This window comes from Escherichia sp. TC-EC600-tetX4 (assembly GCF_019356055.1).
Taxonomy (GTDB): domain Bacteria; phylum Pseudomonadota; class Gammaproteobacteria; order Enterobacterales; family Enterobacteriaceae.
The window spans coordinates 1,115,348-1,134,950 of record NZ_CP079924.1 but is presented as its reverse complement, the minus strand read 5'-3'; the positions used below and the strand labels follow the sequence as shown (position 1 = coordinate 1,134,950).

Below are 19,603 nucleotides of genomic sequence, written 5' to 3'. Positions count from 1 at the left end.
GGACCTCGGAAAAATGAATAATCATTTCAAGTGTATTGGCATTGTGGGACACCCACGGCACCCCACTGCACTGACAACACATGAAATGCTCTACCGCTGGCTGTGCACAAAAGGTTACGAGGTCATCGTTGAGCAACAAATCGCTCACGAACTGCAACTGAAGAATGTGAAAACTGGCACGCTCGCGGAGATTGGGCAACTAGCTGATCTCGCGGTAGTCGTTGGTGGCGACGGTAATATGCTGGGCGCGGCACGCACACTCGCCCGTTACGATATTAAAGTTATTGGAATCAACCGTGGCAACCTGGGTTTCCTGACTGACCTTGACCCCGATAACGCCCAGCAACAGTTAGCCGATGTGCTGGAAGGCCACTACATCAGCGAGAAACGTTTTTTGCTGGAAGCGCAAGTCTGTCAGCAAGATTGCCAGAAACGCATCAGCACCGCGATAAATGAAGTGGTGCTTCATCCAGGCAAAGTGGCGCATATGATTGAGTTCGAAGTGTATATCGACGAGATCTTTGCGTTTTCTCAGCGATCTGATGGACTAATTATTTCGACGCCAACAGGCTCCACCGCCTATTCCCTCTCTGCAGGCGGTCCTATTCTGACCCCCTCTCTGGATGCGATTACCCTGGTGCCCATGTTCCCGCATACGTTGTCAGCACGACCACTGGTCATAAACAGCAGCAGCACGATCCGTCTGCGTTTTTCGCATCGCCGTAACGACCTGGAAATCAGTTGCGACAGCCAGATAGCACTGCCGATTCAGGAAGGTGAAGATGTCCTGATTCGTCGCTGTGATTACCATCTGAATCTGATTCATCCGAAAGATTACAGTTATTTCAACACATTAAGCACCAAGCTCGGCTGGTCAAAAAAATTATTCTAATTTTACGCCAGCCTCTTTACTGTATATAAAACCAGTTTATACTGTACACAATAACAGTAATGGTTTTTCATACAGGAAAACGACTATGTTGGCACAACTGACCATCAGCAACTTTGCTATCGTTCGTGAGCTTGAGATTGATTTTCATAGCGGCATGACCGTAATAACTGGCGAGACCGGCGCGGGTAAATCTATTGCAATAGATGCCCTCGGTCTTTGTCTCGGTGGTCGCGCTGAAGCCGACATGGTGCGTACCGGCGCTGCTCGCGCTGACCTGTGCGCCCGTTTTTCTCTGAAAGATACGCCAGCGGCTCTGCGCTGGCTGGAAGAAAACCAGCTTGAAGACGGGCATGAATGTTTGCTTCGTCGCGTGATCAGCAGCGATGGTCGCTCCCGTGGTTTCATCAACGGTACAGCTGTTCCTCTGTCACAACTGCGCGAACTGGGTCAGTTGCTGATTCAGATCCATGGTCAGCACGCTCATCAATTACTCACCAAACCTGAGCACCAAAAATTCCTGCTTGATGGCTATGCCAATGAAACCTCTCTACTGCAGGAAATGACCGCACGTTATCAGTTGTGGCATCAAAGCTGCCGTGACCTCGCGCATCATCAACAGTTAAGTCAGGAACGCGCCGCCCGTGCGGAACTGCTGCAATACCAATTAAAAGAACTTAACGAATTTAATCCGCAGCCCGGAGAGTTTGAACAAATCGACGAAGAGTACAAACGTCTGGCGAACAGCGGTCAATTGCTGACCACCAGCCAGAATGCATTGGCATTAATGGCCGACGGTGAAGACGCAAACCTGCAAAGTCAGCTTTACACGGCTAAACAACTGGTGAGCGAATTGATTGGCATGGACAGCAAACTGTCCGGCGTACTTGATATGCTGGAAGAAGCTACCATCCAGATTGCTGAAGCCAGCGATGAACTGCGCCACTACTGCGATCGTCTGGATCTCGATCCCAACCGACTATTTGAACTTGAACAGCGCATCTCAAAACAGATTTCGCTGGCACGTAAACATCACGTCAGCCCTGAGGCATTGCCACAGTATTACCAGTCGCTACTGGAAGAACAGCAGCAACTGGACGATCAGGCCGACTCACAAGAAACGCTTGCGCTGGCGGTAACGAAACATCATCAGCAGGCACTGGAAATCGCGCGCGCATTACACCAACAACGCCAGCAATATGCAGAAGAACTTGCACAGCTGATCACCGACAGTATGCATGCGCTCTCAATGCCGCATGGGCAGTTTACGATCGATGTTAAATTTGACGAGCATCACCTGGGCGCTGACGGTGCCGATCGTATTGAGTTTCGGGTAACCACCAACCCAGGTCAGCCAATGCAGCCTATTGCCAAAGTCGCATCCGGTGGTGAATTGTCCCGCATCGCACTGGCAATCCAGGTCATCACGGCGCGTAAAATGGAAACCCCGGCACTGATTTTTGATGAAGTGGATGTAGGGATTAGCGGTCCAACAGCGGCAGTTGTCGGCAAACTGCTGCGTCAACTCGGCGAATCAACTCAGGTGATGTGTGTTACCCACCTGCCACAAGTCGCGGGATGTGGTCATCAACACTATTTTGTCAGCAAAGAAACCGATGGTGCGATGACAGAAACGCATATGCAATCCCTGAATAAAAAAGCGCGGTTACAAGAGCTGGCGCGCCTGCTTGGTGGCAGTGAAGTCACACGTAATACACTGGCGAATGCGAAAGAACTGCTTGCAGCGTAAACTTTTTTCCTGCTTCACGGTCAGAGTAAACAGCAAAACGCCGTAAGACCGGAAAGCAAAAGGTTTTAAAGTGATGAAAGGTCTATTATCATCGGCATATTACAGATGAGCCACGTACTGCTCGGGCCCGAAAAGGAATCAAATCACTATGCGCTGTAAAACGCTGACTGCTGCAGCAGCAGTACTATTGATGTTGACCGCAGGCTGTTCCACTCTGGAGCGAGTGGTTTACCGTCCTGACATCAACCAGGGGAACTATCTGACCGCTAACGACGTATCCAAAATACGTGTTGGCATGACGCAACAACAAGTTGCGTACGCATTGGGTACACCGCTGATGTCCGATCCATTTGGTACGAATACCTGGTTCTATGTCTTCCGCCAGCAACCAGGTCATGAAGGTGTAACTCAGCAAACGCTGACGCTGACCTTTAACAGTAGCGGTGTGTTGACCAATATTGATAACAAACCTGCGCTGAGTGGTAACTAATAATAAAGTTGCTCTCAAAGACGTTAAAAAAGGTGCTCAATGAGCACCTTTTTTCTGTCTGTTATTTATTCGCTGATTTTTCTGCTCGTTGCCTGCGAAGCTCTTTCGGATCGGCAATGAGAGGGCGATAAATCTCCACCCGATCGCCATCATGCACACTATCGCTTAGTTTTGCCGGACGGCTGTAAATGCCGACTTTGTTTTTAGTTAAATCGATATCGGTACGCAATTCCAGCAAGCCACTGGCGCGAATAGCTTCTTCAACCGTCGCGCCCTCCTGCAGCGTCACTCGCTGCAGGTACTGCTTCTCAGGTAGCGCATAAGCCACCTCAACGGCAATTTTACCTGGCACTGTAAACCTCTTTCGCACGAACCGTAAAAGCCTGGACCATATTAGCCGCCAGCTCTTTAAACACGCGACCAAAGGCGAGTTCAATCAACTTATTGGTAAACTCAAAGTCGAGATGAAACTCGATACGACACGCCTCCTGGCTCAGCGGCGTAAACTTCCATCCACCAATCAATTTCTTGAACGGCCCATCCACCAGATTCATAAGAATACTTTGGTTACTGGTCAACTGGTTGCGGGTAGTAAACGTTTTGCTGATCCCAGCCTTAGAGACATCTACCGCCGCAGTCATCTGCCCAGGAGTGGACTCCAGAATCCGACTTCCGGTACAACCCGGCAAAAACTGAGGATAAGACTGAACGTCATTCACTAACTGATACATTTGCTCCGCGCTGTAGGGTACCAGTGCGGTCCGGCTAATCTGAGGCATAACAATTTCCATCAACAAAAATCCAACAAATAATATCATTTATCCTGCTGTAAAAAAAACGCTATCCCGGCGCTGGGTAACATCGGGTTCATGCTAAGATAGAGCCTTGTCCCCCGCAGGATTGATATGGGGTGTTTTCGATTTCAGATTACCGATGATTCACGACGCTTATGACGAAGAAAAAAGCACATAAACCTGGTTCAGCGACCATCGCGCTTAACAAGCGCGCCCGTCACGAATACTTTATCGAAGAAGAGTTCGAAGCGGGACTTGCCCTGCAAGGCTGGGAAGTTAAATCCCTGCGCGCAGGAAAAGCCAATATCAGCGACAGCTACGTCCTTCTGCGTGACGGAGAGGCATTTCTGTTTGGCGCTAACATCACGCCAATGGCCGTGGCCTCCACGCATGTGGTGTGCGATCCTACCCGTACCCGCAAGTTACTTCTCAACCAGCGCGAACTGGACTCATTGTACGGTCGCGTCAATCGAGAAGGCTATACCGTAGTGGCGCTCTCCCTGTACTGGAAAAATGCCTGGTGCAAAGTGAAAATCGGCGTCGCCAAAGGTAAGAAACAGCACGATAAACGTTCAGATATCAAAGAGCGCGAATGGCAGGTGGATAAAGCACGTATCATGAAAAACGCCCACCGTTAAACCTGCACTCCAATTATTGACCAGTTCCTCACCGCGCCTCCCTCTCCGGCGGCGCGAATGAACATCTTATTGGCTATCACATCCGACACAAATGTTGCCATCCCATTGCTTAATCGAATAAAAATCAGGCTACATGGGTGCTAAATCTTTAACGATAACGCCATTGAGGCTGGTCATGGCGCTCATAAATCTGGTATACTTACCTTTACACATTGGGGCTGATTCTGGATTCGACGGGATTTGCGAAACCCAAGGTGCATGCCGAGGGGCGGTTGGCCTCGTAAAAAGCCGCAAAAAATAGTCGCAAACGACGAAAACTACGCTTTAGCAGCTTAATAACCTGCTTAGAGCCCTCTCTCCCTAGCCTCCGCTCTTAGGACGGGGATCAAGAGAGGTCAAACCCAAAAGAGATCGCGTGGAAGCCCTGCCTGGGGTTGAAGCGTTAAAACTTAATCAGGCTAGTTTGTTAGTGGCGTGTCCGTCCGCAGCTGGCAAGCGAATGTAAAGACTGACTAAGCATGTAGTACCGAGGATGTAGGAATTTCGGACGCGGGTTCAACTCCCGCCAGCTCCACCAAAATTCTCCATCGGTGATTACCAGAGTCATCCGATGAAGTCCTAAGAGCCCGCACGGCGCAAGCCCTGCGGGCTTTTTTGTGCCCTCAATTTGTCCCGCGAAGTCCGAAGAGAACTAATTAAATCCGAACCTTTTAGGCCCATTGATAGGCCCAACGAAAAGCTCTATTGTTTACGTTGGGCCTAAACGCAGGGAGACTCCCCATGGCAAGAAAAACCAAGCCGTTAACTGATACGGAAATCAAAGCCGCCAAACCTAAAGATGCCGATTACCAGCTTTATGACGGTGACGGGCTTACTCTGTTAATCAAGTCCAGTGGCAGTAAGCTTTGGCAATTCCGTTACTATCGGCCTTTGACCAAGCAGCGAACCAAACAGAGCTTCGGTGCCTATCCTGCCGTCTCGCTTTCTGATGCACGTAAACTCAGAGCCGAATCTAAAGTTTTATTGGCGAAAGACATTGATCCTCAGGAACATCAGAAAGAACAGGTGAGGAATTCTCAAGAGGCCAAAACCAATACCTTCTTGTTAGTTGCCGAGCGTTGGTGGAATGTGAAGAAAACCAGCGTAACAGAGGACTATGCCGACGATATCTGGCGCTCGCTTGAGAGAGATATTTTCCCGGCAATCGGTGATATCAGTATCACTGAGATTAAGGCTCATACTCTGGTTAAAGCAGTTCAGCCGGTTCAGGCCAGAGGTGCATTAGAGACTGTTCGCCGCCTTTGTCAGCGTATTAACGAAGTCATGATTTATGCGCAGAACACAGGCCTGATTGATGCTGTTCCTAGTGTAAATATCGGAAAAGCTTTCGAGAAACCGCAAAAGAAAAACATGCCAAGCATCCGGCCGGATCAACTTCCGCAGCTAATGCACACCATGCGTACGGCAAGTATCAGCATGTCCACAAGATGCCTGTTCATGTGGCAACTTCTAACCATCACCCGCCCTGCCGAAGCTGCTGAGGCTCGATGGGATGAGATCGATTTCAATGCTAGCGAATGGAAAATTCCTGCAGCTCGAATGAAGATGAACCGGGACCATACGGTTCCACTATCTGATGGGGCTCTTGCTATTCTGGAAATGATGAAGCCTCTCAGTGGTGGCCGAGAATTTATCTTTCCTAGCCGTATCAAGCCCAACCAACCAATGAATAGCCAAACAGTGAATGCAGCACTCAAGCGTGCTGGCTTAGGAGGTGTACTTGTTTCACACGGCTTGCGTTCTATCGCCAGTACGGCACTCAATGAGGAAGGATTTCCACCTGATGTCATTGAAGCAGCGCTTGCTCATGTAGACAAAAATGAGGTGCGTCGCGCTTATAACCGCAGTGATTATCTTGAGCAACGTCGTCCGATGATGCAATGGTGGGCTGATCTCGTAAAAGCAGCAGATAGTGGTAGCATCGTTTTAACTCATTTGAGCAAAATTCGTCTTGTCGGATAAAATATTTATCAGCCCAGCTCTCTGGGCTGATATTTCTAAAAGATCGCACTAAATAGCTACGCGGAATAGTGCTCTACTTTCGTTTAGCCCTTTCAGAGGTAAGACATTAGGGCAATTTCACTGTATGACTGCGCAGTCATCGAGTCTGTGGGGTGTTGCTCCTTTTGCAACGTATCACTTGTCAATAAATAGAAAGTGTAGATGTATTAGGCGCAGCTATTTAGTCTATATGGCAAGTAGTAATTATTTACTTCTTTTTTTTCTACGAACAGCGCTATCGAAAGCTTGTTTTACATCTTCATTTTTTAAAGACCATTGATTTAAAATAGTATCAACCAAAGCATCTTGACTCATTGTTGCTACACGATATTTTTTATTTTGATTATTTATCTCAAACTCTGACATTTGAATAAAATCCCATAGCGGTTCGATAAGTTCATTAACTGCTACAACCTTATTTTTCCACCCATCATTCGGAACAGAGTCATTAATTAGCTCAACCAACTTCAGTTGAATGATATGGTACACTTCCGCTTTGCTTTTGCCACCCTTCTTTCCTGCACTCCGCCTGACTTCTGATAATTTTTTTTGATTACAAACAGAGATGTTAAACCAAGTCATACCTATGCACTTATCAAATAACTCCGCAGCCCGATGAAATGCTTTAAAGGCAACGTTTTCATTTTCAGACATGATAGATTTTCCCCAGAAAAAAGAGATTGAGGCGAACATAAGGTGTGCCTTGAAAATGTCATTAATGGAAAATGGCTCGATAACAAGAGGTAAAAACGTTTCCTTGGTAAGGTTTGAACTTAGATTTTTCCAGCATTCTTGAGCTGGATCATATAATTCAGTGTATTCTTCCTTTATCTCCAGTTGCCCATTCACTGTATGGTGCCTTGTTTCCCATGGTACATCGCAGGAATATAACCTCACACGAGTACCTATTTTCTCAGAGCTCCAGAATTGCTCTCGCATTCTGCCTAGCTCAATCCGTATTTCCGGATGATCTTCCTCTAGAACATCAGTATCCACCGCCCATTCGCATTCGGACATGTGATAGGCGAGATCACGTCGTTTTCTACAAATTTGTTCATAAAAATCATTCAGAGAAATCATAAAACCACCATAAATCAATGTATTAGAGGTTGTAAAAATTGTATTTTTGGTACATGGGTTTTTTGCCTTAAAGATACCCATTAATCTCTCTGCAACCAAAGTGAACCAATGAGAGGCAACAAGAATGAACAATCGATCGGCCGTTAGAATACTACGGTTACCAGCGGTTATCCAAAAAACAGGTATGGCACGGGCCACCATCTATGACTGGTTGAACCCCAAATCACCACGATACGATGCCACCTTTCCCAAAAAGCGAATGCTCGGCGTGAAATCTGTCGGATGGATTGAGGCCGAGATTGATGAGTGGTTATCACAACGCTGTAAACTTATTTGAGGGTGTTACATGAATTCATACTCAATTGCTGTCATCGGAGTGTAAACATCCTGCTATTTCCGCCATTAATAGCGGAATAGCCATATTTGCTAAACAATTTCTTAATTTAATTAAATAAGAGGCATTGCATGTTCAATGGTCGTCCTTTCCCTGTAGATGCATTTCCTAAAATTATCAGGAATGCAATTTATGAAGTGGAACAGCATACGCAGGCCCCTCAAGGTTTGATTGCTGCTTCTGCTCTTGGGGTAATTTCTCTTGCCTGTCAGAACCGGATTGATGTTTGCCGATTGAATAATCTACGTGGCCCGGTATCACTTTTCTTAATGACTCTGGCTGAATCAGGTGAACGTAAGAGTACGGTTGATAAACTGCTGATGAAGCCATTATATCAACTGGAAGAGGATTTATTTGAAAAATACACCCACGATCTTACCGCATGGAGAAATGATGAAGCAATTTTTAATATTGAAAAAAAAGCACTGATGTCAAAACTTAAATCAGATATTCGACGTAACAAAGATCACTTGGCAACAAATGAAAGACTTAAAGAACTACTTACGACAAACCCGAAAGCTCCAGTGAGATTCAAATTTTTATTTAACGATGCCACACCTGCAGCTATTAAAGCTCATCTCTGTGGGCACTGGCGATCAGTCGGCATCATGTCTGATGAAGCTGGGATCATTTTTAATGGTTACACACTTAACGAGCTGCCGTTTATCAATAAGATGTGGGATGGTTCAATATTTACGGTGGAAAGGAAAAACGAGCCCGAGAAATTAATTAGAGATGCAAGAATAACACTGTCGCTGATGGTCCAGCCTAATGTTTTTAAGGGTTATATCGACAGGAAAGGAGATATGGCAAAGGGGATTGGATTTTTTGCACGGTGCCTCATGTGCCAGCCTGCTTCAACACAAGGTAACAGAAAAATTTCCAACCCAATTTTTTCAAATGAACATTTGCCGGTATTTCACCAACGTCTTATGGAAATTGTTAATGAGAGCATCATTAAAATTAATGAAAATAATCGCATCTGCCTCCGATTCTCTGCAGAAGCAGAAAGACATTGGATCGAATTCTACAACCAGGTCGAGTCAGAAATGAGAATGATTGGCCTTCTTTATGATTTTAAGGATTATGCTTCTAAAATGGCGGAGAACATGGCGAGGCTTGCTGCCTTACTTCATTACTTCAGCGGTGATGGAGGCGATATATCTGTTACCGCAGTAAAAGCAGCAGTGGAGATAGTGGCTTGGTATATTGAAGAATACATCCGCTTGTTCTCTAAAAAAGAAGAGTTTTCTTTAGATGTTTCAGAAGCAGATGAGCTTTATTGTTGGATAAAAGATTACTGCACGCAAAAATTTTCTTCCTGCATCAAGAAAAATATTATCTTACAATTTGGGCCAAATAAATTTAGAAATCGTGACAAGGCAAATGAATTAATTAGAATCTTAATTTCACAAAACAAAATATTTATATCTTCATGGGGTAAAACAAAAATAATAAACATAACTCATTGTGTTTTTTGATTTTAATGACAATCTAAAAGGACTTAATTTAAGAGTAAAAACAAACTCTAAACCCAGTTCGGATAAAAGCTTGTCATCTTGATAGGTAATATATAGGTACATAGACACATCAGAACGATCACTTACTCCAATATCATTGGCCAGGATACTATATGACATACGATAGTGAATTCGGATCACATGTATCCCTATATCGGGATAGAATCAAACAGGTTATTGATGACTCCCTAAACGAACATCTTAACTCAATGATTCTACGTGTTGATCTGCATGACCCAATTGATACAGAAAATATGGATAACCCATTCTTTCAACCCAGGGTTGACTCTGGTGCTATATCTCGCTTTACCAGTGCGTTAAAAGCAAAGCTTAAACATGATAAGCATATTAAAACTCAACGGAAAGACTGGCCTGATAGTCGACATTCCACTTTACGTTACGCATGGGTCAGAGAATATACCAAAAATAGAAAGCGGCATTACCATTTGATACTGTGTTTCAATCAGGATGCTTATTATCATTTAGGTGATTACGACTTAAACCGTAACACGTTACGTACAATGATAACGACAGCTTGGTACAGTGCACTTGGCATCCCTATAGATAGCTCGGGGAAGTTAGTTAATTACCCGCCAAATGGCAAATACCTTCTCAATCGTAAAAGGGACAACTTTGAGCAGACTTATAGCGATTTGATGAATAGGGTGGATTACATGACCAAAGTAAGGACTAAAATAGTCGGTGACGGAGACCGTAATTTCGGCTGCAGTCGCGGGTAATTTATTTTTTACAACAATGGCCTTTCTTATGGCTGGAAAGGCCTGATTTGTTTGTATTAAGATATCGGTAATCTTTTGATGGTTGGAAGCCCGTCCTGGTAGACGACCTAGCCTACCGAAGATGTGAGTTATTCAAAAATGTCGCTTTCCCGCGTTCCGTAGACAAACGTACCTAAATCAATGTCGTCTAATACCGAGCGCGCGCCTGATAAACATCTGATCAACGTACCCAATCGATCTACTCCAAATGTCCTGAGTATCCCGAAGATACTGGCTCAACTCATCCACATCAGCCTCGTCGGAAAATTCCAGCAAGTCTACCAGTCGGTGTAACGTCTGAATGGGAATGCCAATCTCTTCTAAGGCATTGACACCTGGTGGTAGATGGAAACTTTCGAACGCCAATTTGACATGTGTGTAATCGACTTTGCTGCGTATACCACGCTTTACAGCGTGGTGTTTAACTACATCCTCCATCAAGCTGAGCACCTTAGGTAGGGTATAGCCGAAGGTATTGGTTATGAGCTTCAAATCATTGTTGAGGGCAATGGAAAGAGTACGTTTCTCCCCTTCAGAAATCCACTGTCGTGCATAATCGATCTGATTTTTCAGATATTCCGAATAACTTTCAGCACTTAAATAGCCGGCAAGTTTTGCGATCATGACATCCGTAGGCTTAACAGGGACCCCATTGCGACTGAACGTATGGGGAACCAGTCTGGCAATGATCTTTGCAAAGGTCTTGAGGAAGTTTGTCGCGGGAGTCCAGTGAAACACTAACGAGGAAAATTCGTTATCGTCCATCATCTCGAACATGCTTTGCAGCATTTCGAACTGCTCGACACGGAAGTACGAATGCTTCTTCACAAGGTCGATGGAAACACGGTCGTTTATGAAAACCTCATCAAAGCGATCCTGTGAAAACTCGGACAAGTGGTCTGGTTGAACGCTGGCTAACAGGTTGATTGGGGTATCAATGCCCTGAATACCGAGCGGAATATCCACCTCTTGATTGAGATTGTCTTCCGGGATTTCCTCCAGGCAAAAGATTTTGCCGACGAAGTGAACGCCCATGCGCCCGGCGCGACCTTTGATGTTCCCATGGGTGAATTTGTCAATGCTGCGAGTTCCATCGCGGTTGTCGTAGATCACAACGTTCTTAGCGATAGTGTTGACTCCTTCAATGATCGTGGAGGTGCAGAGCAAAAAGCGCAGTTTTCCAGCATTGAATTGGTCGGCAGTGTATTGCTGCAGTGCCCTCGGTAGCGCGCCAAAATGCAAGCCAATACCGTTTCTAAGGGCGACTGTGTAATCCCAGTCGGCATCGAACTCTTCGCTGACCCAGTCGACATGGGGATTCTCAGTCGGAGTGCCATGCCCAAGCCTGATCAGCTCGCGCGCCACCAGGCCCGCAACAGTTGGTGACTTGCAATAAATGATCGTTGCGTCGACACATGCGTGCGCGATTTCCCCCAGCGCTTTGAGCTTGGCTTTGTCGTCATTCGCTTTGATGCCGAACGTCTTAACATCTAGCGCGACTGTATTGAAGTCGGTAGAAACGAAAGTATGCGGATATCCAAGTTTTTCGAGACCGCGAATGCTGTTAACGAACGGTCCCGTCAGGTAAAACTGCCTGGAGACCTTAAGCAGTTTGCTTAACGCAATGTTGAGCTCGATGACTCGTTCGTCTTGATGATCAATGTCCCCGCTTTTCAGTTGTCGGAACGCCAACTTGTAAAACTCGTCAATGACGAAGAGGTCAATGTCGACGATGTCGTCACGCTCGTTCACTCGCTCCTGAGTTAACACATAAACAGCCTGATCGGAATGGCACACTTGGGAACTGTGGTGGATGATCTGATATCGGTCACCGAATCGCTCTTGCAGTCGGCGACGGGTTTCGTCGGCAAGAGCCACGGTTGGAACAACCAGAACAAGCCGTTTCAAAGTTCCCATGCCGAGCAATGAATCGACGATTGCACTTTTGCCCATGCTTGTAGGTGCACTCAGCACCACGTTTTGACCAGACTTGAGCAGATCGAATATGTGGAACTGCATTGAGTGGAAAACATAACCATCCGAGAATGGCGTCCGGTATAGCTCAAGCACCCTCAGGTCATCCGGTGTCAGGCTGGTGAACTCCTTTTTGAGATACGGGAACAAACCTGATTTTCTCACCATATTTTTCAAAATTGTGGTGTGCTCGGAAAACCGCTCGCGCGAATCGAGAGCTCGCACGATCAAGTCCCGTCCCAAGTCATACGAAACAGGGTTAGACAACAGCTTGTTAACCGCAAACAGATAATTGAACGATGAGAAGTCCTCACCCTGCAGGCTATGTTTCGCCTGTTCATAGATCTCTGTCATACGACCTCTCTCACCTTCTCATCAACTAATTGGGTTAACCGCTCAAGACTCGGGGCTGGATAAATGAATACGTGGATGCAAAGATTCGCAAACGGCGAATCCTCGATGAGGTCAGCCGCGAATTTTTCGAACAGCACCGCTGTTTCTTTCTCCAGGTCATCCTCGAACCCCGGCGTTTCAGGCTCGGTTAGTAGATTAGAGTCGTAGCCCACGAACAGAACAAACGTGAAACGATCGAGGTGAGCATCGAAAGGTTGGCTGCCATCAAGAATTTCGTCAATGTCGTGGCGAAGCAGGTAGTTATCGTCTTTAATGTCGAGGATTTTTTTGCGCGCGGTATCGATGCAATCCGAAATGTCCTCGTACAACTGATCCCGTATCTCCGGCAATCTGACGGCAATGTTAATATCAGTCACCAACTCGCTGAAGCCAATCCAAAGCTGATCACCTTCTGGATCGCGGCGAACGATATGCACGTTTTCAAGAATTTTTTCGGCCCCTGCTTTTTCCACGTATAGCATGCAAGGAATAGGCTGGCTTTCGTGGTGCTGCCGGATCGTTGCGTGCAACAGCACTCGACCCAAAAATTCGCTGACGTCATGGAGCGATTTGAAGACGGAATTCTTTAGTCGTTCTCGCTTTTCAATGAATGTCAGTTTATGAATATCAGACATTTCTTTTGGTCGGAGAAAAACCTCATCCAACCATTGACAGACGTTATCCGCGATGTGCTTGTAGCGGTATTTCTTAAGTGAGTACTGCTGATGTAGAACCTGGCCTTTACGCTTAGCGCAGACCGAAGCCATAGGCGCTCTAAATGGCGTAAGGATGTGGGGTAAGTCCCGTTTGACGTAGATTTTGCGGCCTGACCGAGATTGGTCATCTTCGACACGCTGCTTGAACCACTCAAGTAGGTCTGGTCGTAAGTAGGACTTGTCATCAGCACTGTGAATGCGTCGAGAATGCTCGCCCTTGCGCGTCACAGTATCAAGGATGCGGCACCAAATGTCTTCGGCGACGGTTTCGGAACTGAGAATGACCCCATGTAGATCTTGGGAGGCCAGCCGTATGTTCTTGATCCCTAGAAGTTCCAGTTCGCGCAGGGATGAAAACACTTCCCATGTAGCCGCATCGATCCAATCTGAAACGCTTATACCTGAGTCTGTTAAAAAATTGTCTGTGCGTTTGTTGAGGTCATCGATGAGTTCCTGTCGACCTGGCTTATCTAGTCGGGCGTTTGGGCTGATCGTCAAGTACTCAAGGGTTTTGTTGACCTTTTCCTCTGTGACGATGGAGTACCTACGTCCAAGGGACAGGTCAGACTCACACTGCATTGATTTGTGCAAAATTGAACTGCAGGGGATCGTCTTTTTATCAGCACCTTTTGAATTCTGAACGATGTCCGAAATGTTCCAACGTGTTTTGCCGGTGCTTTTTACCTGAACGAAGTCGATGTATCCATCAGATACAATGTCGATATCGTCTGTGACCTCGCAGCGCACACTGCGGATAGTCTTGTCACGAAGCATTCGGGTGACATGGTAAGCGGCTACGCAGTCCTGAAATAAGAAACCGTGCTTGGCGGCTACTCCGCCTGAATCGTTCGACTCCATTTAGACATCCGTGACAATTTTGCGAAAATTAAGGAGATGTTATGACACAGTCCAATCGGATCACTGCATCATCACCAGTGATCTAAATACTTCACAGCCATTCTCGGTCGCAGGTATCAAGCTTTTCAGGATTCCACAAATATTGTAACCCTGACGTCTAATTTGGTTATATAACATACTGCCCCAACTAACGTAAGGTAGGCACAGCCTTAATCAAGGTTTTGGTTTTCAAATAGTTCAGAGCTGAGACCGCCAACCGCACTATGGCACTATGGCACTATGGCACTATGGCACTATGGCACTATGGCACCGCCAGCGATTGTAATCACACTTGATATTATAAAACACAGTTGCACGCATTATTTCCTGGTTGGTAGGGTCATATCTCGATGCTCTTTGAGCAATGTCAACATCGCGTGTTCATGGCTTTCTATATTGTTGATGCCTTGCCCATCCGGACCCCACTCCTTATAGCTCATCATGATGGCTTGTTTTGGGCTCTCTGCTCGTTCTGTTTCGACGTAGAATTTTTTCTTGTCTGCTGGCGAATAATTACTAAGTATCGAGTTGCTGCTTGGTGAGATCAGGAAGAGGTTACCGAAACGATGGACATCATCCCCCATTTTGTGGACTGCCCCCCCGGTAGACGATCCTGCCCTATAGTTGGAGTGCCCCCTATTCAGGTGGCTAAATTTAGCAAATCAATACACTTCAGGGGGGTATTATTGTAGAGTTTCCCCATATGTTTCTATGGGATCCAGGAAATGACAATCAGGAGTTACAAAAACTTAAATCTGGTCAGGGCAAATATCGAGACTGAATCCAGACAATTCATTGAAAATAAAAACTATTCAATCCAATCAATTGGTCCTATGCCAGGGTCAAGGGCTGGGCTTCGGGTCGTATTTACCAGACCAGGGGTTAACTTGGCAACTGTGGACATTTTTTATAACGGGGACGGTTCGACTACAATTCAATATCTCACTGGAGCCAATCGTTCTCTGGGCCAAGAGTTAGCGGATCATCTTTTTGAAACCATCAATCCTGCTGAATTTGAGCAGGTAAATATGGTACTGCAAGGATTTGTAGAGACAAGCGTTCTACCTGTACTTGAGCTATCAGCAGATGAATCGCATATAGAGTTCAGAGAACACTCTCGTAACGCTCATACCGTAGTGTGGAAAATTATTTCCACCAGCTATCAGGACGAATTGACTGTGAGCCTGCATATCACAACAGGTAAGCTCCAGATTCAGGGCCGACCGCTGTCATGTTACAGAGTTTTCACGTTTAACTTGGCAGCCCTGCTTGATTTACAGGGTTTGGAGAAAGTGCTAATCCGCCAGGAGGATGGTAAAGCTAATATTGTTCAACAGGAGGTTGCCCGCACTTACTTGCAGACTGTAATGGCCGATGCTTACCCGCATCTCCACGTGACTGCCGAAAAATTGCTCGTTTCAGGGCTATGTGTTAAACTCGCCGCCCCTGATTTGCCTGACTACTGTATGTTACTTTATCCTGAACTACGCACCATTGAAGGTGTCTTAAAAAGTAAGATGAGTGGGTTAGGCATGCCAGTACAGCAGCCGGCAGGTTTTGGAACTTACTTTGATAAACCTGCTGCTCATTACATTCTGAAACCGCAATTTGCAGCTACTCTTAGACCGGAACAGATTAACATCATCAGCACAGCCTATACTTTTTTTAATGTGGAACGTCATTCTCTGTTCCACATGGAAACTGTGGTCGATGCCAGCCGTATGATTTCTGATATGGCCCGGTTGATGGGTAAAGCCACTAGAGCGTGGGGAATAATCAAGGACTTATATATTGTTTGAAATCACCGGAATTAACGTCTCAGGGGCTCTAAAAGCTGTCGTTATGGCGACCGGCTTCGAGAACCCTTTGTCCTCAGTTAATGAAATTGAGACGAAACTTTCTGCCCTACTGGGTAGTGAGACCACTGGTGAAATCCTTTTTGACCTCTTGTGCGCTAACGGTCCAGAGTGGAACCGCTTCGTTACGCTGGAAATGAAATATGGCCGGATCATGCTGGATACGGCCAAAATTATTGATGAGCAGGACGTTCCGACACATATCCTGAGCAAACTGACTTTTACTTTACGTAATCATCCTGAGTACCTAGAAGCCTCTGTTTTGTCTCCCGATGATGTACGCCAAGTCCTGTCAATGGATTTTTGAAACTCTTCTTTCTAAACGAACCAGTATAGAATTCGCCCTTTTGGCATGATATTAACTTGTCCAATATGATCAAATAGCATTAACCCCCCCTCACAACGTCCTGCATAGGGAACACGTTTTCCCCTGTGCACCCACGACTAAATTTCCCCCCCTTTAAACTTCTCAATAATGTCACCAATTTTCTGGAAATCCTATGATGCCTTTCCCGGTAAATGGTGCTGTGAGTTCAGAAAGATTCTGCAATCTATGTGCATTGAAAAAATCTTCAGATAGATATCATTCTCCTGAACAATCCGATGAACGGCAGAACCTCGCGGTTCTGCCGTTTTTGTTTTACTTTTCAGAGGAGTGGTGATGAAAAATTTTGAAGTTCTGCAGCCACTACAGAACTCCCTTTCCGGTCTACCGCTATGGGTATCTGAACGTATATTGCAGCAGATAAATCAGTTAACCCACTACGAGCCAGTGATCGGCATCATGGGTAAAACTGGGGCGGGAAAGAGTAGCCTTTGCAATGCCCTGTTTGCCGGTGAAGTATCGCCGGTCAGCGATGTAGCGGCCTGTACACGTGATCCTTTACGCTTTCGCCTGCAGATTGGAGAACACTTTATGACCATCGTGGATCTGCCCGGCGTGGGCGAAAGTGGCGTTCGCGATACCGAGTATGCTGCGCTGTACCGCGAACAACTTCCCCGGCTCGACCTGATTCTGTGGCTGATTAAGGCTGATGATCGGGCACTGGCGACTGATGAGCATTTTTACCGTCAGGTGATTGGCGAAGCATACCGGCATAAGATGCTGTTTGTTATCAGCCAGTCAGACAAAGCTGAACCCACCAGCGGTGGAAATATCCTTTCCACAGAGCAGAAACAAAATATCAGCCGCAAAATCTGCCTGCTGCATGAGCTATTCCAGCCCGTGCATCCGGTGTGTGCCGTGTCGGTTCGCCTGCAGTGGGGACTAAGGGTGATGGCAGAGCGGATGATTAAGTGTCTGCCGCGTGAGGCCAGCAGCCCGGTAGTAGCGCTACTGCAACATCCCTTTCGAACAACGGTAGCCCGGGAGCAGGCACGTGACGATTTCGGTGAAACCGTAGGTGCCATACTCGATACGGTAAGCACCTTTCCCCTTATTCCCGCCCCGGTGCGGACCATTATTCAGGCCGTGCGTTCCTCGGTGGTGTCAGTGGCCCGCGCTGTCTGGGATTTCTTCTTCTGAGTGTTTAATTCTGCCCTATTATTCTCCGAGCCCTGTCGCAAGTGCGGCAGGGCTTTCTTTATTTGTTTTACCCATACTGAGGAGTCTGCTTATGACCCGTCTGGCTTCGCGCTTTGGCGCTGCAAATCTTATTCGCCGTGACCGTCCGTTAACCCGTGAAGAGTTATTTCGCGTGGTGCCCAGCGTATTCAGTGAGGATAAACACGAATCCCGCAGTGAACGCTACACGTATATACCCACAATTTCCCTGCTGGACAGCCTGCAGCGGGAAGGCTTCCAGCCATTCTTTGCCTGTCAGACACGGGTACGTGACCCCCGTCGTCGTGAGCATACTAAGCATATGCTGCGCCTACGTCGGGAGGGGCAAATTACCGGTAAACAGGTTCCGGAAATTATCCTGCTTAACTCTCACGATGGCACCAGTTCGTACCAGATGCTGCCGGGCATGTTCAGGGCGGTGTGCCAGAACGGTCTGGTCTGCGGCGAGTCGTTTGGCGAGGTGCGGGTGCCACACAAGGGGGATGTGGTGAGTCAGGTTATTGAGGGGGCGTATGAAGTGCTGGGGATTTTTGAGCGTGTGGAAGAAAAGAGGGATGCCATGCAGTCGTTGCTTTTACCGCCACCTGTGCAGCAGGCACTGGCAAAAGCAGCGCTTACGTATCGCTTTGGTGAGGACCACCAGCCGGTTACTGAATCGCAGATACTCTCCCCACGCCGCTGGCAGGATGAGAGCAATGACCTTTGGACCACCTATCAGCGGATTCAAGAAAACCTGATTAAGGGCGGACTCAGTGGGCGTAATGCTAAAGGCGGACGAACTCATACTCGTGCCGTGCGTGGCATTGACGGGGATGTGAAGCTTAACCGTGCGCTGTGGGTGATGGCAGAAACACTGCTCACGCAACTGCAGTAGACGTTTCATGTTGCCACGTTGTTAATATCGGACACCACCTGTCCGCATCGCTATGTGCTCGTGTGCCTCAATCCCCCGGTTATAGCTTTTAACCCCCGTTACATCTGGCTTTTGCAGAAATAAAAAATAGTTTCTGCGTTGTCCATACCCTGTCCGCCCCCCTCTTTAAAGTAATCACATCATTTTCAGTCAGTTAACTTTCCTGGAGAATCTCTCATGACACAGGCAGAACGCCGCCATGACCGGCTGGCTGTCAGGCTGTCACTGATAATCAGCCGTCTGGTTGCGGGTGAAACGTTGAGCGTGCGCAAACTGGCGGCTGAGTTTGGCGTGTCAGTGCGCACGCTGCGGCGTGATTTTCGTGAACGACTGATGTATCTGGACCTGGAGTATCAGTCCGGATACTGCCGCTTACGCACTGCTGGCAGTGAGATGCAGATGGTGCCCGACGTGCTTATCTTTGCCCACCGCAGCGGGCTGGCCGGGCTTTTTCCCGGCCTTGACCGCCGTCTGGTGAATGCACTGCTGATGTGCGATGAGTCTCCCTGCGTGATAGCACCAGCCAATCCGGTTCCTTCGCCTTCAGGAGCATTGTCTTTCTGGAGACTGATTCAGGCCATTACCGGGCGCAGGCGGGTGACGCTGATTGCAGAGGGGCGACGCTGTGAGCGCCTAGCTCCCTGCCGGTTACTCATCCACCAGCAGACCTGGTATCTGGTGGCTGAACACGAAGGGCATATCGCCGTATTCACACTTGATGAAATCCATCTGATTCAGCCTTTGCAGGAGACTTTTCGCCGCAATGACAGTCTGTGTCGCCTGGTTGAAGACCCGGTCTTCATTCAGGCCTTACCCCATTTTCGCTTTATCCAGCATTCACTGCTTACGTTTGTTCCGGCCGACAGCCCACCGGAATAGCGCAGGCGTTGTTATC

At 47.2% G+C, this 19,603-nt stretch carries 19 protein-coding genes and 1 other RNA gene; 14 read left to right on the top strand and 6 right to left on the bottom strand.

Going from position 1 to position 19,603, the window contains the following annotated elements; translation table 11 throughout:
* The first annotated feature begins 13 nt into the window (after nucleotides 1-13).
* The 3 genes from nadK to bamE all read left to right on the top strand — a co-directional run bounded on the left by nadK (nucleotide 14) and on the right by bamE (nucleotide 3,129).
* Nucleotides 14-892: an NAD(+) kinase gene (gene nadK / locus KXD89_RS05470; RefSeq protein WP_001059169.1), complete on the top strand. Its 879-nt coding sequence runs from the start codon at nucleotides 14-16 to the stop codon at nucleotides 890-892.
* An 85-nt stretch (nucleotides 893-977) separates the two neighbouring features.
* Complete coding sequence (gene recN, locus KXD89_RS05465; protein WP_000880910.1) at nucleotides 978-2,639, top strand: DNA repair protein RecN; 1,662 nt, start codon at nucleotides 978-980, stop codon at nucleotides 2,637-2,639.
* 148 nt (nucleotides 2,640-2,787) lie between these two features.
* Entirely contained in the window at nucleotides 2,788-3,129 is a 342-nt protein-coding gene (bamE, locus tag KXD89_RS05460; RefSeq protein ID WP_001203437.1) for an outer membrane protein assembly factor BamE, read from the top strand.
* A 61-nt stretch (nucleotides 3,130-3,190) separates the two neighbouring features.
* Here bamE and KXD89_RS05455 read toward each other — a convergent pair whose 3' ends face one another.
* A complete protein-coding gene (locus KXD89_RS05455; protein ID WP_001117838.1) occupies nucleotides 3,191-3,481 on the bottom strand; it encodes an RnfH family protein in 291 nt (96 codons plus the stop codon).
* The gene (ratA, locus tag KXD89_RS05450) at nucleotides 3,471-3,908 is read right to left on the bottom strand and encodes a type II toxin-antitoxin system toxin RatA (RefSeq protein WP_001300750.1); all 438 of its coding nucleotides are present in this window, start codon (nucleotides 3,906-3,908) and stop codon (nucleotides 3,471-3,473) included. Before ratA ends, KXD89_RS05455 begins: the two co-directional genes overlap by 11 nt.
* Nucleotides 3,909-4,078: 170 nt before the next feature.
* Here ratA and smpB point away from each other — a divergent pair, with 170 nt between their 5' ends.
* The 3 genes from smpB (at nucleotide 4,079) to KXD89_RS05435 (ending at nucleotide 6,583) form a co-directional block, all read left to right on the top strand.
* The gene (gene smpB, locus KXD89_RS05445) at nucleotides 4,079-4,561 is read left to right on the top strand and encodes an SsrA-binding protein SmpB (protein WP_000162574.1); all 483 of its coding nucleotides are present in this window, start codon (nucleotides 4,079-4,081) and stop codon (nucleotides 4,559-4,561) included.
* Nucleotides 4,562-4,775: 214 nt separating this feature from the next.
* Nucleotides 4,776-5,138: a transfer-messenger RNA gene (ssrA, locus tag KXD89_RS05440) on the top strand.
* Nucleotides 5,139-5,341: 203 nt separating this feature from the next.
* Complete coding sequence (locus tag KXD89_RS05435; protein WP_000101723.1) at nucleotides 5,342-6,583, top strand: integrase; 1,242 nt, start codon at nucleotides 5,342-5,344, stop codon at nucleotides 6,581-6,583.
* A gap of 243 nt (nucleotides 6,584-6,826) precedes the next feature.
* On the opposite strand, the gene yfjH is transcribed toward KXD89_RS05435, so the two are convergent.
* Nucleotides 6,827-7,783, bottom strand: a complete 957-nt coding sequence (gene yfjH, locus KXD89_RS05430) for a protein YfjH (protein ID WP_000510827.1) — start codon at nucleotides 7,781-7,783, stop codon at nucleotides 6,827-6,829.
* A 43-nt stretch (nucleotides 7,784-7,826) separates the two neighbouring features.
* Between yfjH and alpA the strand changes: the two genes are divergently transcribed.
* The 3 genes from alpA (at nucleotide 7,827) to KXD89_RS05415 (ending at nucleotide 10,356) form a co-directional block, all read left to right on the top strand.
* Nucleotides 7,827-8,039, top strand: a complete 213-nt coding sequence (alpA, locus tag KXD89_RS05425; RefSeq protein WP_001065343.1) for a DNA-binding transcriptional activator AlpA — start codon at nucleotides 7,827-7,829, stop codon at nucleotides 8,037-8,039.
* 128 nt (nucleotides 8,040-8,167) lie between these two features.
* Nucleotides 8,168-9,577 carry a YfjI family protein gene (locus KXD89_RS05420; protein ID WP_000481742.1) on the top strand — a complete coding sequence of 470 codons (1,410 nt, stop codon included), beginning with the start codon at nucleotides 8,168-8,170 and terminating at the stop codon, nucleotides 9,575-9,577.
* 152 nt (nucleotides 9,578-9,729) lie between these two features.
* The gene (locus KXD89_RS05415) at nucleotides 9,730-10,356 is read left to right on the top strand and encodes an inovirus Gp2 family protein (RefSeq protein WP_000220524.1); all 627 of its coding nucleotides are present in this window, start codon (nucleotides 9,730-9,732) and stop codon (nucleotides 10,354-10,356) included.
* A 177-nt stretch (nucleotides 10,357-10,533) separates the two neighbouring features.
* Here KXD89_RS05415 and KXD89_RS05410 read toward each other — a convergent pair whose 3' ends face one another.
* From KXD89_RS05410 to KXD89_RS05400, 3 genes are all read right to left on the bottom strand, one after another.
* Nucleotides 10,534-12,723, bottom strand: a complete 2,190-nt coding sequence (locus tag KXD89_RS05410) for a DEAD/DEAH box helicase (RefSeq protein WP_000136402.1) — start codon at nucleotides 12,721-12,723, stop codon at nucleotides 10,534-10,536.
* The gene (gene abpA, locus KXD89_RS05405; protein ID WP_000445380.1) at nucleotides 12,720-14,336 is read right to left on the bottom strand and encodes an anti-bacteriophage protein AbpA; all 1,617 of its coding nucleotides are present in this window, start codon (nucleotides 14,334-14,336) and stop codon (nucleotides 12,720-12,722) included. Before abpA ends, KXD89_RS05410 begins: the two co-directional genes overlap by 4 nt.
* A 359-nt stretch (nucleotides 14,337-14,695) precedes the next feature.
* Complete coding sequence (locus tag KXD89_RS05400; protein WP_000502050.1) at nucleotides 14,696-14,959, bottom strand: DUF1524 domain-containing protein; 264 nt, start codon at nucleotides 14,957-14,959, stop codon at nucleotides 14,696-14,698.
* A 141-nt stretch (nucleotides 14,960-15,100) separates the two neighbouring features.
* Here KXD89_RS05400 and rnlA point away from each other — a divergent pair, with 141 nt between their 5' ends.
* From rnlA to KXD89_RS05375, 5 genes are all read left to right on the top strand, one after another.
* Nucleotides 15,101-16,174, top strand: a complete 1,074-nt coding sequence (gene rnlA / locus KXD89_RS05395; protein WP_000155570.1) for a type II toxin-antitoxin system toxin mRNA endoribonuclease RnlA — start codon at nucleotides 15,101-15,103, stop codon at nucleotides 16,172-16,174.
* Nucleotides 16,167-16,538 carry a type II toxin-antitoxin system antitoxin RnlB gene (gene rnlB, locus KXD89_RS05390; protein ID WP_000461704.1) on the top strand — a complete coding sequence of 124 codons (372 nt, stop codon included), beginning with the start codon at nucleotides 16,167-16,169 and terminating at the stop codon, nucleotides 16,536-16,538. The genes rnlA and rnlB overlap by 8 nt, the downstream gene beginning before the upstream one ends.
* Nucleotides 16,539-16,892: 354 nt before the next feature.
* Nucleotides 16,893-17,756 (top strand): GTPase family protein, encoded by an 864-nt coding sequence (locus KXD89_RS05385; protein ID WP_000787597.1) that lies wholly within the window; start codon nucleotides 16,893-16,895, stop codon nucleotides 17,754-17,756.
* 91 nt (nucleotides 17,757-17,847) lie between these two features.
* The gene (locus tag KXD89_RS05380) at nucleotides 17,848-18,669 is read left to right on the top strand and encodes a DUF932 domain-containing protein (RefSeq protein ID WP_000197391.1); all 822 of its coding nucleotides are present in this window, start codon (nucleotides 17,848-17,850) and stop codon (nucleotides 18,667-18,669) included.
* Between the two features lie 216 nt (nucleotides 18,670-18,885).
* The gene (locus tag KXD89_RS05375) at nucleotides 18,886-19,587 is read left to right on the top strand and encodes a WYL domain-containing protein (RefSeq protein WP_000189409.1); all 702 of its coding nucleotides are present in this window, start codon (nucleotides 18,886-18,888) and stop codon (nucleotides 19,585-19,587) included.
* Nucleotides 19,588-19,603: the final 16 nt, after the last annotated feature.

Bases quoted from the DNA above. Each gene is read 5' to 3' on its own strand.
- yfjH (WP_000510827.1), bottom strand. From the start codon at position 7,783: ATGGGTATCTTTAAGGCAAAAAACCCATGTACCAAAAATACAATTTTT.
- abpA (WP_000445380.1), bottom strand. From the start codon at position 14,336: ATGGAGTCGAACGATTCAGGCGGAGTAGCCGCCAAGCACGGTTTCTTA.
- rnlA (WP_000155570.1), top strand. From the start codon at position 15,101: ATGACAATCAGGAGTTACAAAAACTTAAATCTGGTCAGGGCAAATATC.
- KXD89_RS05385 (WP_000787597.1), top strand. From the start codon at position 16,893: ATGAAAAATTTTGAAGTTCTGCAGCCACTACAGAACTCCCTTTCCGGT.
- KXD89_RS05420 (WP_000481742.1), top strand. From the start codon at position 8,168: ATGTTCAATGGTCGTCCTTTCCCTGTAGATGCATTTCCTAAAATTATC.
- KXD89_RS05415 (WP_000220524.1), top strand. From the start codon at position 9,730: ATGACATACGATAGTGAATTCGGATCACATGTATCCCTATATCGGGAT.
- ratA (WP_001300750.1), bottom strand. From the start codon at position 3,908: ATGCCTCAGATTAGCCGGACCGCACTGGTACCCTACAGCGCGGAGCAA.
- KXD89_RS05380 (WP_000197391.1), top strand. From the start codon at position 17,848: ATGACCCGTCTGGCTTCGCGCTTTGGCGCTGCAAATCTTATTCGCCGT.
- alpA (WP_001065343.1), top strand. From the start codon at position 7,827: ATGAACAATCGATCGGCCGTTAGAATACTACGGTTACCAGCGGTTATC.
- KXD89_RS05400 (WP_000502050.1), bottom strand. From the start codon at position 14,959: ATGGGGGATGATGTCCATCGTTTCGGTAACCTCTTCCTGATCTCACCA.
- nadK (WP_001059169.1), top strand. From the start codon at position 14: ATGAATAATCATTTCAAGTGTATTGGCATTGTGGGACACCCACGGCAC.
- KXD89_RS05435 (WP_000101723.1), top strand. From the start codon at position 5,342: ATGGCAAGAAAAACCAAGCCGTTAACTGATACGGAAATCAAAGCCGCC.
- bamE (WP_001203437.1), top strand. From the start codon at position 2,788: ATGCGCTGTAAAACGCTGACTGCTGCAGCAGCAGTACTATTGATGTTG.
- KXD89_RS05410 (WP_000136402.1), bottom strand. From the start codon at position 12,723: ATGACAGAGATCTATGAACAGGCGAAACATAGCCTGCAGGGTGAGGAC.
- recN (WP_000880910.1), top strand. From the start codon at position 978: ATGTTGGCACAACTGACCATCAGCAACTTTGCTATCGTTCGTGAGCTT.
- KXD89_RS05375 (WP_000189409.1), top strand. From the start codon at position 18,886: ATGACACAGGCAGAACGCCGCCATGACCGGCTGGCTGTCAGGCTGTCA.
- smpB (WP_000162574.1), top strand. From the start codon at position 4,079: ATGACGAAGAAAAAAGCACATAAACCTGGTTCAGCGACCATCGCGCTT.